The organism is Pseudomonas sp. P8_241, assembly GCF_034008315.1.
Classification (GTDB): Bacteria; Pseudomonadota; Gammaproteobacteria; order Pseudomonadales; family Pseudomonadaceae; genus Aquipseudomonas.
Genome location: NZ_CP125377.1, coordinates 3,906,688 through 3,919,285, shown reverse-complemented (window position 1 = coordinate 3,919,285; position 12,598 = coordinate 3,906,688). Strand labels below are relative to the sequence as shown.

Genomic DNA, 12,598 nt, shown 5'->3' with positions numbered 1-12,598 from the left:
GCTGCACGTGATACGTGCAGCGGTTTTTTTTCGCCTGGAGACACCGGATTGGCCAGCGCTTCAACTTCCCATTCCACCGAGCGACCCAATCGTTGGCAGGACCTGCTGGCCGGGTTGTCGATTGCCGGCCTGTTGTTGCCCGAAGCGGTGGCTTATTCAAGCATCGCCGCACTGGCGCCTCAGGCCGGGGTGATCGCCTTGTTTGCCGGGTTGCTGTGTTATGGCCTGCTCGGCACCAGCCGTTTTGCGATTGTCTCGGCGACTTCGTCGTCCGCTGCGGTGCTCGCGGCGGCCACTGCGACGTTGGCCAATGGCGACCCTGCGCTTCGCTCGACGCTGGCTATCGGACTGGTGCTGATGACCGGCCTTTTCTTTTTGCTGGCCGGGCTGTTCAAGCTCGGCAGCGTGACGTCGTTTATTGCCAAGCCGGTGTTGCGCGGGTTTGCCTTTGGTCTGGCTCTGACCATCATTCTCAAACAGGTCGCCAGCGTGGTCGGGGTGCATCTGAGCTATGCCAATCTGGTGCGGTTTCTGCCGCAGTTGCTTGAACAATTGCCGCAATGGAATTGGGTGGCTGCGTCTGTCGGCGCAGTGGCATTGGCTTTGTTGTGGCTGTTTGGGCGGCTTCGGCGTTTGCCGGGCGGATTGTTGGTGGTGGTGATTGGCATTGCGGCGGGCCAGTGGCTGGAGCTGCCGGCCTACGGCGTAAAGCTGATCGGCGTGATCGACCTGGGCCTTGAGGTGCCAAGACTGCCGGTGCTGCCGTTTTCCGACTGGTTGCGATTGGGAGAATTGGCGTTCGCCATGGTGATGATCCTGTACGCGGAGTCTTATGGTTCGATCAGCTCCTATGCGTTAAAGCATGGTGATCGCGTCAAGTCGAACCGTGATTTGCTGGTCCTCGGCGCGTCCAATCTGCTGTCTGGCCTGTTCCACGGGATGCCGGCGGGGGCAGGCTATTCGGCAACATCGGCAAATGAAGCCGCCGGTGCAACTTCGCGCCTGGCAGGCCTCGTGGCGGCGTTCGTTGTATTGGTGATCGTGTTGACGGTGCTGCCTTACATCGCGCTGACGCCCGAACCGATTTTGGCGGCTATCGTCATTCATGCGCTGGGCCGTGGCTTGAGCCTGCAACCATTGGGACGTTATTTCATTTGGCGCCGTGACCGTTTGTTGGTGATCTGCGCTGTGGGTGCGGTCCTGATGCTCGGAGTGCTGGACGGCTTGCTGGTGGCGGTGGCGATCAGTGTGTTGCTGATGCTCAAGCAGCTGTCGGCGGCGGATATCCAGATACTCGGGCGCATTGATGGCGGTCACGATTTTGTCGACGTGCAACGCCATCCGACGGCGCGAACAGTGCCTGGCGTATTGATTGTGCGGCCGGGAGAAGCGTTGTTCTTTGCCAATGTCGAGCGGATTCTTGGTGGGGCCTTGCGCTTGATCCGGCATTCGCCAACGCCGATTCATACGGTCATTCTCAGCCTTGAGGAGTCCCCCGACCTGGATGGCACCAGCATCGAGGCATTGCAGGAGTTTTTTGAGCGGGTACATCAGGAAGGCAAGCGGTTGATGCTGGCGCGGCTTAAGGATCAAGCGCAGTCAGTGTTGGCAGCGTTGCCGGAGGTGGAGGCAAACGGGGCGGTGCTGAGTGGGTTGAGTGTGGATGGAGCGGTGCAGCAAGCGCTCAAAAGGAACACATAATCGGTGGGAGGGTTTGTGTGGCGAGGGGGCTTGCCCCCGTTGGGTCGCGCAGCGGCCCCAGTATTTTCATGACTAAACAGTGTTTACCGAATTTACGACTGCTACGCAGCCGAACGGGGGCAAGCCCCCTCGCCACAAAAAGCGCTCACTTCACTGGCGAATTTTCAGGCATAAAAAAACGCCGCTCATCTCACGATGGGCGGCGTTTTTCATTGCGTTGCTACGTTAGGCTTGAACGACCGGGATGTTGGCGTTCGCAGCAGCTTCACGGAACTCGGCGATCTGGTCGAAGGACAGGTAGCGGTAGATATCGGCCGCCATGCTGTCGATCTTGCCAGCGTATTCCATGTACTCCTCGACGGTCGGCAGGCGACCCAGGATGGAAGCCACGGACGCCAGCTCGGCCGAAGCCAGGTAGACGTTCGCGCCGTCACCCAGACGGTTCGGGAAGTTACGGGTCGAAGTCGACACCACGGTGGAGTTGGCTTCTACACGTGCCTGGTTACCCATGCACAGCGAGCAACCTGGCATTTCCATGCGAGCGCCGGCCTTGCCGTAGATGCCGTAGTAGCCTTCTTCGGTCAGCTGGTGAGCGTCCATCTTGGTCGGCGGCGACAGCCACAGACGGGTTGGCAGCTGACCCTTGACCTGTTCCAGCAACTTACCGGCAGCGCGGAAGTGACCGATGTTGGTCATGCACGAACCGATGAACACTTCGTCGATCTTCTCGCCAGCAACGCTGGAGAGCAGGCGAGCATCGTCCGGGTCGTTCGGCGCGCAGAGCACAGGCTCTTTGATGTCGGCCAGGTCGATCTCGATGATTTCAGCGTATTCAGCGTCTTTGTCCGCTACCATCAGCTCAGGGTTGGCCAGCCAGGCTTCCATTGCTTGAGCGCGACGTTCCAGAGTACGAGCATCGCCGTAGCCTTCGCCGATCATCCAGCGCAGCAGGGTGATGTTGGACTGCAGGTATTCGGCAATCGACTCTTTGGACAACTGGATGGTGCAACCGGCAGCCGAACGTTCAGCCGAGGCGTCGGACAGTTCGAACGCTTGCTCTACGGTCAGCTTAGGCAGACCTTCGATCTCCAGGATGCGACCGGAGAAGGCGTTTTTCTTGCCTTTCTTCTCTACGGTCAGCAGGCCAGCCTGGATCGCGTAGTAAGGAATGGCGTGAACCAGGTCACGCAGGGTGACGCCTGGTTGCAGCTCGCCTTTGAAGCGAACCAGAACCGACTCAGGCATGTCCAGCGGCATGACGCCAGTAGCTGCGGCGAACGCAACCAGACCGGAGCCGGCCGGGAACGAGATGCCGATCGGGAAACGGGTGTGGGAGTCACCACCGGTGCCGACGGTGTCCGGCAGCAGCATGCGGTTCAGCCACGAGTGGATGATGCCGTCGCCCGGACGCAGGGAAACGCCGCCGCGGGTCATGATGAAGTCAGGCAGGGTGTGGTGGGTGTTCACGTCGATCGGCTTAGGGTAAGCCGCGGTGTGGCAGAAGGACTGCATCACCAGATCGGTCGAGAAGCCCAGGCACGCCAGGTCTTTCAGTTCGTCACGGGTCATAGGACCGGTGGTGTCCTGGGAACCCACGGTGGTCATCTTCGGTTCGCAGTAGGTGCCCGGACGAACGCCGGTCACGCCGCAAGCCTTGCCGACCATTTTCTGCGCCAGGGTGAAACCCTTGGTGCTTTCAACAGGAGCTTCTGGCTTCTTGAACAGGTCCGAAGGTGGCAGGCCCAGCTCGGCACGCGCCTTCTCGGTCAGGCCACGGCCGATGATCAGCGGGATACGGCCGCCAGCACGTACTTCGTCCAACAGGACCGGGGTCTTCATTTCGAAGGTGGTCAGGACTTCGTCGGAGCCGTGCTTGCAGACTTTGCCAGCATGCGGGTACAGGTCGATCACGTCGCCCATGTTCATGCCGGACACATCGAATTCGATCGGCAGTGCGCCGGCGTCTTCCATGGTGTTGTAGAAAATCGGTGCGATCTTGTTGCCGAAGCAGAAACCGCCGGCACGCTTGTTCGGCACGTAAGGAACGTCGTCGCCGAAGAACCACAGTACGGAGTTGGTGGCCGATTTACGCGAAGAACCGGTACCGACCACGTCGCCCACGTAGGCGATCGGGAAGCCGGCGTTGCGCATTTCTTCGATCTGCTTCATCGGACCGGTGACGCCTTGCTCGTCCGGCACGATGCCGTCACGGGCCATTTTCAGCATGGCCAGGGCGTGCAGCGGGATGTCTGGACGGGACCAGGCATCAGGAGCAGGGGACAGGTCGTCGGTGTTGGTTTCGCCGGTAACCTTGAACACACGCAGGCTGATCTTGTCGGCCAGGGTCGGGCGCTTCACGAACCATTCGCCGTCAGCCCAGGATTGCAGGACGCCTTTAGCGTGAACGTTGCCGTTCTTGGCTTTTTCAGCCACGTCGTGGAAGGCATCGAACATCAGCAGGGTGTGCTTGAGCTCTTCGGCAGCTACTGGGGCCAGTTCGGCGTCGTCCAGCAGGTTAACCAGAGTCACGATGTTGTAGCCGCCCTGCATGGTGCCGAGCAGTTCAACAGCGCGCTTCTTGTCGATCAGGGGGGAGTTGGCTTCGCCTTTGGCAATGGCGGACAGGAAGCCGGCCTTTACATAGGCTGCTTCGTCCACGCCTGGCGGAACGCGATTGGTGATCAGGTCAACGAGGAATGCTTCTTCGCCAGCCGGGGGATTTTTCAGCAGCTCGACCAGGCCTGCAGTTTGTTCGGCGTTAAGCGGCTGGGGAACGATACCCAGTGCTGCACGCTCTTCGATATGTTTGCGGTAGGCTTCAAGCACAGTTATTACCCTCATCAGTGGTCCCAAATGGGTGTCCGGGACGCTCATCCCGAAATTGCCGTACTCATGCGCTGCATGGCGTTGTGAGCCACTTAGCCAGAATTACCGACAATTCCTTACAGAAGCTGCTTTCAAAGTTTTACGCCTGCAGAACGGGAGCTGATGAGGGTTGGCGTTGGGCTTTTCCCCGCTGGAAAAACCCCTCGCCAACACCGCTCTGAAGGAACGACTGTGCTCGTGACGCTTTGAAAACAGCTTCTAACGGACATTGGCGCCTAAAAAGGCAGGCTGATTCTACGGCAAAAAAAAATTAAAGGTAAGTCAGTGTTTATTGGACTTTGGTGGTGGCCGTCGGCAAAGAGCCACCGAGCGCTTTGGCCCCGAACTTTGAGGGGTGATGAATATTCGACAAAGGGCTACCATGCCGACCTGTTTTGCTTTTTCGCGTTTTGCCTACCTATGCCCAATCAGACCATCAAGACGCCCTGCGTCGGCCTTTGCTCCACTGTCTACGGTGACCTGGTGTGCCGTGGCTGCAAGCGGTTCCACCATGAAGTGATTCACTGGAACGGCTACAACGAAGAAGAAAAACGCGCGGTGTGGCTGCGTCTGGAGCAGCTACTGTCCCAGGTGATGGCCGCCAAGGTGGAAATTTTCGACCCGGCGCTGCTCAGAATGCAGCTGGAACAACGCAAGATTCGCTTCGTGCCCCATCAGTCGGAATATTGCTGGGCTTATCAATTGATCGCCCGGGGCGCGCGGGTCATCAACAATCTGGAAGCCTACGGTATGGTGTTGTTGCCGGAATTCCGCGACTGGAACCTGCCGGAACTGCGCGATGCCATTGATCGGGAATTTTTCCTGCTGTCCGAGGCCCATTACCAGCGCTATATCGCGCCGGGGTTTCTGAAAGACGCCTTTGGCGGTTGAAAAGATCGCAGCCTGCGGCAGCTCCTACGGATATTCGGTGTAGGAGCTGCCGCAGGCTGCGATCTTTTTATTGGCTTCAATGCCTGTCGATCAATTCATCAAGATGATCCGCCACTTCCGCTGGCTTGAGCACCAGCACATCGCTCTCCACCTTATCCAGCACGACTTCCGCCGTATTGCCGATCAATGCCCCTGACAACCCGGACCGCGCCACGGTGCCGATCACGGTAACGGCGGCCTGCAGCTTGTGCACCATGAAGGGAATCAGCACATCCGCCGGGCCTTCCTCGATATGCAGGTGTTGATCGTCGATGTCGAATTCCGCCTGGAACGCCTTGCACTGTTCGCGATAACGCGCGGCGATGGTTTCGCTCAGTTGAAGCGTCGGGTCGGCGGCCGACAGCATCGGTGACGGATGGGCGCTGATGACGTGCAGGTGGGCCTTGGCGAGGCTGGCGATGTCGTAGCCATGATCGATGATGGTGTTGTGCAGGTGACGGTGTTCAAGGTCGGAGTTGCCGACATCCACGGCTGCCAGGATCACCTTGTCTTTCCACGAACCCGCGGTTTTCACCAGCAGTACCGGCGTCGGGCATTCGCGCAGCAGTTTCCAGTCTTCCGGCGTGAGCAGGGCCTTTTTCAAGGGGTTATCGGGGAAGTGCTGCTTGACCACCAGCCCGCAGCCTTCGGCCTGCTGCACATCGACGATGGTTTTATGCTGGCTGTCATTCCAGGCCTGCTCGGTGGTGACGCTGTAACCATCTTCAAGCAAGCCAGCCTTGAGCACAGTGAGCATGGCGCTGTGATCATGCTTGGGGTCGCAGACCAGCAGGTGCAAATGTGCCTGGGTCACGCCGGCAATCAATTTGGCTCGCTTGAGCGCCAGGCTTTCCGAGTGCTGGGGTTCGATGACCACCAGGATGCTGCGAATGGCTTGCATGATCGGGATCTCCTGAAATTAAAAACGCACGGCGTTGCACAACTATAGTTGTTGCCCGGCATTCGGGGACTTGATGCATATCAACAGTTGGTGTCTGGTGGTCTGCGGGCAGGCCGGTATAATCGGCGCCCTTCGTTTTGAACCTTTTATCCGTGAGCCCCATGATCCTTCCCGAAATTCACGAGTTCCTTGGCTGCCGCACCCCCGACGGCTGGGTTCAAGCCGCGCTGGCCGATCAGGAAACCCTGTTGATCGATCACAAGAACTGCGAATTCAAAGCCGCCAGCACGGCATTGAGCCTGATCGCCAAGTACCACTCCCACGTCGACCTGATCAACATGATGTCGCGCCTGGCCCGGGAAGAGTTGGTGCACCACGAACAGGTCATGCGTTTGATGAAACGGCGCAAGATCGAACTGCGTCAGTTGTCCGCCGGACGCTACGCCTCGGGGCTGCGCAAGGTGGTGCGCAGCCACGAGCCGGTCAAGCTGGTGGACACGCTGGTGGTCGGCGCTTTCATCGAGGCTCGCAGTTGCGAGCGTTTCGAGGCGCTGGTGCCGCATCTGGATGAAGAGCTGGGCAAGTTCTATTTCGGTCTGCTCAAGAGCGAGGCCAGACATTTCCAGGGTTACCTGAAGCTGGCCTACCAGTACGGGGACGCGAAGGACATCGCCCAGGTGATCGACAAGGTTCGCGCCGCCGAGCAGGAACTGATCGAATCGCCGGATGTGGAGTTCCGCTTCCACAGCGGCATACCCGCCGCCGCATAACCCCTGTAGGAACGAGCCTGCTCGCGAAGAACTCAAGCGCGGCGCGTGCATTCAGACAGAGCGCGTTATCGTTGACGTCCATCGCGAGCAAGCTCGCTCCTACAGGTTTTTTTGGTTTAGGCGTTCAGCTTAGAAATCCCACTTGGTGGTCAGCATCACGTTGCGTGGCTCGCCGTAGTAGGTGGTGTCGAAGTTGCCCAGACCCGTCAGGTAACGCTTGTCGAAGACGTTGTTGGCATTGAGGGTGAAGCTCAAGTGCTCGTCGTATTCGTAGCGGCTCATCAGGTCGACGAGGGTGTAGCCACCTTGTTTGATCCGCGTGTAGTCGCCCACGGTCGGGCTGTAGATCTTGCCATAGAACTCGCTCTGCCAACTGATGCCGCCACCGACAGTCACCTGATCCAGTGCGCCTGGCAGCCGGTAGGTGGTGAACGTGCGGACGACGTGTTCCGGTTTGGTGGTCGACAACGGGAAGCCATAGATCCGTTGTTCTTCAGCGTCACGGGTGCGGGCGTAGGTGTAGCCGGCCGACACGTTCCAGCCATCCGCCACTTCACCGGCCAGTTCCAGCTCGACGCCCTTGGTGGTCGCGCCGTCGATGGCTTTGTAGATGCCCTCGTTGGTGACCGCATTGGTGCCGATCGATTCGGCGACGTTGTCTTGTTCGATGCGGAAGAAGGCCAGGCTGGCGTTCAGTCGACCGTCGAAGTAGGCGGCTTTGAGCCCTGCCTCGTAGCTGTCGCCTTCGACCGGTGCCAGGGTCGAACCCGCAGCATCCTTGTAGGTTTGCGGCTGGTAGATGCTGGTGTAGCTGGCGTATACCGAATAGGTGTCGTCGAGGTCATAGACCACACCGGCGTAAGGCGTGACCACACCATGTTCCTTGTAGCTGGCGTGGGTGTCATCGAGCCCGGCACCCGGATAATACGAATAGTCTTCGTTGTACTTGAACGTGCTCAAGCGGCTGCCGAGGATGATCGACAGGTCGTCGGTCGCGTGCAGGCGCGTGGCCAGGTACAGGCCGTTCTGGCTTTGGGTGCGCTCGTATTTGCCGTTTTTCGGGAAGTCCTGTTCCGGCAGATCGCCGTTCCAGTCATAGATGCTGCCCGGGACCATTTCGAAGGCGCTGGTGTCGTAGGTCGCGCCGGTCTGGCGTGAGTGCGACGCCATGAACCCGGCCACCAGTTCGTGCTCTCGACCACCGAGGCTGAATGGACCGGTGACGTTCACGTCGGCGGTGTTCTGCACGCGATGGCCTTCCCAGCGCCCCCAGTACAGGAACATGCCTTCACCGGTGGCGCGGTCCGGGTTGCCGCCGCTGGCCGAGGCCAGGCGCGTGTCGTGATCGGTGGTTTTCTGGTCGAGGCTGGCCTTGAATTTCCAGTCGTTGGCCAAGGCTTGTTCCAGGGACGCGAAATAGGTGATGTCGTCGAAATCGCGTCGGCTCCAGTCGGCACCGGGGTTGAAGTGACGGGAGAAATCGGTACGGCCACCGTCCGAGAAATACACCGGGTTGCCGGTCCAGGACGAACCTCGCGGCGTCGTGCTCGACTTGTCGATACCGAACGTCAGCAGGGTGTCGGGCGTCAGGTCGGCTTCGAGCACACCGTAGAACAGGTCCTTCTTTTGGCTGTAATGATCCTGGTAGGAATTCTTGTCCGAATAGGCACCGACGAAGCGGCCCCGCACGCTGCCAGTCTCGTTCAGCGAACCGGAAATATCGCCGACGCCGCGATAGGCATCCCACGAGCCGACGGTGCCGCTGATGGACGCCTTGAACTCCTTGGTCGGCTTCTTGCGGATCAGGTTGACGGTGGCGGACGGGTCGCCCGAGCCGGTCATGAGGCCGGTCGCACCCTTGACGATTTCGATGCGATCCAGGCTGGATGCGTCGTCGCCATTGTTCGGGTTTTCACCGTACACGCCGTCGTAGGGAATGTTGACGCCGTCGTACTGGAAGTTGGTGATGGCAAATCCACGGGCGGAAAACTCGGTGCGGTCACTGTCGTACTTCTGTGTCGAAATGCCAGGTGTGTTGCGCAGCGCGTCGCTAATGCTCTGCACGCCGCGGTCGTCCATCTGCTGACGAGTAATGACGGTCACCGATTGCGGCGTCTCGCGAATCGACAGGGGCAGGCCGGTGGCCGAAGACGTCGAGCCGGTGGTGTAGGAGCGGGTGCCTTCGGTGGTAGCGCCCAGTGCCTGGCCGGAAATGGTGGTCGCGCCCAGTTGCAGGACGCCGTCGTCCTTGGCCGGTTTTTTCTCGGCCTCGGTGTCAGCGGCGTAGGCAGCGGGGGCGAGGCTCAGCAGGGCGGCGGGCAAGGCCAGCGCCAGAGGGCACAAGGCAAATCGAAAACGGGCGGCAAGCTGGTGCGACATGGGGATCCCTATGCGTCGAATCGGTCGGTAGTTGAAGTGCTTCTGAGGGGTTAACCGAACGAAAAACGCAAAGGGGAACTGCCGCGTGAAAAAAATTGATAATTATTCTCAGCAGGCCAGTCCGAGCCGCTCGTGCCACTGGGCGATGGACTCTTGCGGGTAGGCATCGAACTGCTTGTCGCCGGGCTTCACCTCGGCCTCGACCCACGATGCCTTGGAGTCCAGCAACAGGTGCGTGTGTTCCGGCGGCACCGGCAGCGGGGTATCAATGGCTGAAGCGAACGGGTGAATCAGCTCCGGCCATTGCGGGCTGAAGAGCCATAGACCCGAGCCGCAGACTGAACAGAAATGCCGCTCGGCGCTGCTGCGGTGGGCGCGCTTGTCGCCGTCGCTTTTGATCAGCGCGTGGTAGATCGCGATCTGTTTGCGCCCGCGCACTTTCAGGCTGTTGGCGTCACCGGCAATGTTGATCGCAAAGCCGCCGCCGCCCTGGGTCTTGCGACAGATCGAGCAGTAGCAACGCTGGTAAGGGTAGGGATGGGCGCTGGTGAGGCTGAACGACACCGCGCCGCAATGGCAGGAACCTTCGAGTTGCATGAGAGCCTCCGGCGGTCTTGAACGTACTCAAGACAGCCTAGACCGTCAGGGTTATTCGACGGGCACCAGAATCGCGTCGCCGGTCGCCACCAGTTTCAACTGATCGCCGGTTTGCGCGAACAACTCGGCCCGGGCGAACACTCGCTTCTAAGCCAGCCCTTTCACCAGGCGTCCTTTGGCGAGGAACACTTCACCGACCGCAGGCGAAAGTTCACTGACTGAGAGGCGCGACGCCAGCACGCAGCCGGCGACCGTCCCGGCGGCGAATCCGCAGGCGGTATCGAGCATCGCGCCAATCAGCCCGTCATGCAGGAAACCCATGCATTGTGCCATGTCTTCTCGCCGAAATGCCGTGGTGAGCTCGGCTTCACCGCTTTTATTTTGGGTGACTTTCCCCCCCGCCACGCGTTGTGCCAAGTTGTAGGTCGAGTTGATCTGTTTGAGTGTGTTGTTGAGGCTTGACGAATCTCTCCTGGTTTGCGCAGCACTCAACATGCGCCGGGATGTGGGTGCCATAATACCACCATAAGAGCCGGTGAGCAGGCAGGCCATTTTGGTGAATGGGTTGGCCCCTTCGCTGGCTTGCCAGCGATGAACCATCACGCGGTTTTCCGGCCTTGCCAGTACTCGCCACAGATACCACGCCGCCACTGTCCGATTACGGACTCCACGCCTCGCCGATTTCGATCATCTGCTTGCGCTTTGGCTTCTTCGCACCCTCCAGCCCTTGAGCCGCCGATAACCCTCGCGTACGCCGAAGTCAACTGCGGGCAGAATGTCCGGCCGTTCGAGGCTGTAGATCAGCAGCATTTTGACCGTCCAGTTCCTCACGTGCCGCGCAGGGGTCGCATTTGTGCGCCTGACGGCGCTTCATTGTCCATCGCCAGCGCCGAGGCGTAGTCGGGAACGATGCCGTCCAGCGCCGCTTGGGCGATGCCCTGAATGGTTGCAATCTTGCTGGCGGAAAAACCGCAACCGCGCAATGGATCGAAGCCTGTGGCGACAAGCTGTTGCGGTCGTGGAAAAGCGCCGGTGCCAAACAACGCCACCAATCGCCCGGACACCCGCGTCCCTGGCCTTGCGTTTGCCCTTGCTGGTAGGCAACGCCCGTACCAGCGATTCGGTCGCGACCGCGCGCCGGATGCGGTTGATGCAGGCACGGTGCCGCCCCGCCGATATGGCGTCTCCAGTCGTCATCGAGTTCCGCCGTGAATTTACCGGCGGGGGAGTAGAGGTCGTGCCTGGTCATCGAATCCTTCTTGAGCAAAACGATCAGAACGCCAATTGACGGGTCATCTGCGTCTTCGCGTTTTCCAGCCTGAGCAAGAACGCCTTGCGCGGTTGGCCGCCGCCGTAACCGGTCAACGAACCGTCGGCGCCAATCACCCGGTGGCAGGGCACCACAATCGACAGCCGGTTGTGCCCGTTGGCCAGGCCCACCGCGCGACTGGCGCCGGGTTTGCCGCCGGAGAATCGCCGCGCGATGGCAATTTTCGTGGTGGTCTGTCCGTTCGGCGATTTTCGCCAGTCCGGTCTAGACTCTTGCCGGGAAAGCTCGGTGCTGGCATGTGCAAGGGCACGCTGAATTCGGTGAGTTTGCCGGCGATGCACGCCGCCAGTTGTTCCTCTCCATCTGCTGCAAATGCGCTGTTGTGCCCTCAGCGCCATGGGGTGTAGCCATGGTGGGAGCTGCAGGGCTTCGATTTCCACGGGTGCTCGCGGGGCTACCTTGAGGGGGTCTAGCAGCACCAGTCCACGACGTTCGGCCATGGCGATCATTGGCCCCAGCGGCGTGGTCAGTCGCGTGAACAGCAAGGGCTCGCTGTGGGCGGCACGCCCCGGCGTGGTGTGAAAGGATTTCTGGAACGCGTCGCGAAAACCGCTCAGGGATTCGTAGCCTGAATCGAACGCGGCGCTGTCGATGGAATCGCCTTGTTTGATCCCGCCCAGTGCCATGCCCAGTTGTCGGCCCCCCCCCAGTGTGAAAGGTCATGCCGAAATGCTGCTTGAACCAGCGGCGCAGTTTCAGCGGTTCGATGCCTTGGGCTTGCAACTGGGCATCGGTCCAGCGCAGCTCGGGATCGGCGTCCACCGATGTGAGCAACCTCTGCACCCAGTCGGGGGCGATGGCAGCAGCATCCAACGGTTTGCAACGCAGGCAAGCGCGATAGCCGGCCGAGAGGCAGTCGTCGGCGTTGGCAAAGAACTCGACATTCTCTGGTTTCGGGCTGCGTGCGGTGCAACCGGGGCGGCAGAAAATGCCGGTGGTCCTGACCGCCGTAAAGAACACCCCCTCGTAGGCGGTGTCTCGTTCGAGCATGGCGCGGACCATCTCGGCATGGGGTGGAAGCTGCGTGGTTTGTAGGTTCATGGGCGCAGCATAGAACGCGTCACGTGCTGCCTCCACCGGAAAATCGACAGGGAATTTCGCGAGGCAGCGCAATTCCCCCTGCAG

Annotated in this window: 8 protein-coding genes and 2 pseudogenes; 3 read left to right on the top strand and 7 right to left on the bottom strand. The window is 60.2% G+C overall.

Annotated features, from left to right (window positions below):
- Positions 1-48: 48 nt before the first annotated feature.
- The gene (locus QMK58_RS17520) at positions 49-1,701 is read left to right on the top strand and encodes a SulP family inorganic anion transporter (RefSeq protein ID WP_320395131.1); all 1,653 of its coding nucleotides are present in this window, start codon (positions 49-51) and stop codon (positions 1,699-1,701) included.
- Positions 1,702-1,926: 225 nt separating this feature from the next.
- Here the strand turns inward: QMK58_RS17520 and acnB are convergent, their stop codons facing one another.
- Positions 1,927-4,527 (bottom strand): bifunctional aconitate hydratase 2/2-methylisocitrate dehydratase, encoded by a 2,601-nt coding sequence (gene acnB / locus QMK58_RS17515; RefSeq protein ID WP_053158688.1) that lies wholly within the window; start codon positions 4,525-4,527, stop codon positions 1,927-1,929.
- A gap of 459 nt (positions 4,528-4,986) precedes the next feature.
- Between acnB and QMK58_RS17510 the strand changes: the two genes are divergently transcribed.
- On the top strand, positions 4,987-5,457 hold the full coding sequence (locus QMK58_RS17510; protein WP_007937731.1) for a DUF1289 domain-containing protein: 471 nt from the start codon (positions 4,987-4,989) through the stop codon (positions 5,455-5,457).
- 76 nt (positions 5,458-5,533) lie between these two features.
- On the opposite strand, the gene QMK58_RS17505 is transcribed toward QMK58_RS17510, so the two are convergent.
- Positions 5,534-6,397 carry a universal stress protein gene (locus tag QMK58_RS17505; protein ID WP_053158691.1) on the bottom strand — a complete coding sequence of 288 codons (864 nt, stop codon included), beginning with the start codon at positions 6,395-6,397 and terminating at the stop codon, positions 5,534-5,536.
- Positions 6,398-6,558: 161 nt separating this feature from the next.
- Here QMK58_RS17505 and QMK58_RS17500 point away from each other — a divergent pair, with 161 nt between their 5' ends.
- Positions 6,559-7,167: a tRNA-(ms[2]io[6]A)-hydroxylase gene (locus tag QMK58_RS17500; RefSeq protein ID WP_053158693.1), complete on the top strand. Its 609-nt coding sequence runs from the start codon at positions 6,559-6,561 to the stop codon at positions 7,165-7,167.
- A gap of 129 nt (positions 7,168-7,296) precedes the next feature.
- On the opposite strand, the gene QMK58_RS17495 is transcribed toward QMK58_RS17500, so the two are convergent.
- The 5 genes and pseudogenes from QMK58_RS17495 to QMK58_RS17475 all read right to left on the bottom strand — a co-directional run bounded on the left by QMK58_RS17495 (position 7,297) and on the right by QMK58_RS17475 (position 12,514).
- A complete protein-coding gene (locus tag QMK58_RS17495) occupies positions 7,297-9,546 on the bottom strand; it encodes a TonB-dependent siderophore receptor (protein WP_320395130.1) in 2,250 nt (749 codons plus the stop codon).
- A gap of 108 nt (positions 9,547-9,654) precedes the next feature.
- Positions 9,655-10,143: a GFA family protein gene (locus tag QMK58_RS17490; protein ID WP_053158698.1), complete on the bottom strand. Its 489-nt coding sequence runs from the start codon at positions 10,141-10,143 to the stop codon at positions 9,655-9,657.
- Between the two features lie 147 nt (positions 10,144-10,290).
- A complete protein-coding gene (locus tag QMK58_RS17485; RefSeq protein ID WP_320396573.1) occupies positions 10,291-10,746 on the bottom strand; it encodes a PaaI family thioesterase in 456 nt (151 codons plus the stop codon).
- Between the two features lie 21 nt (positions 10,747-10,767).
- Positions 10,768-11,392: pseudogene (locus tag QMK58_RS17480) on the bottom strand (DNA-3-methyladenine glycosylase family protein); the annotation flags it as partial.
- 23 nt (positions 11,393-11,415) lie between these two features.
- Positions 11,416-12,514, bottom strand: a pseudogene (locus tag QMK58_RS17475) (bifunctional transcriptional activator/DNA repair enzyme AdaA).
- Between the last annotated feature and the right edge of the window lie 84 nt (positions 12,515-12,598).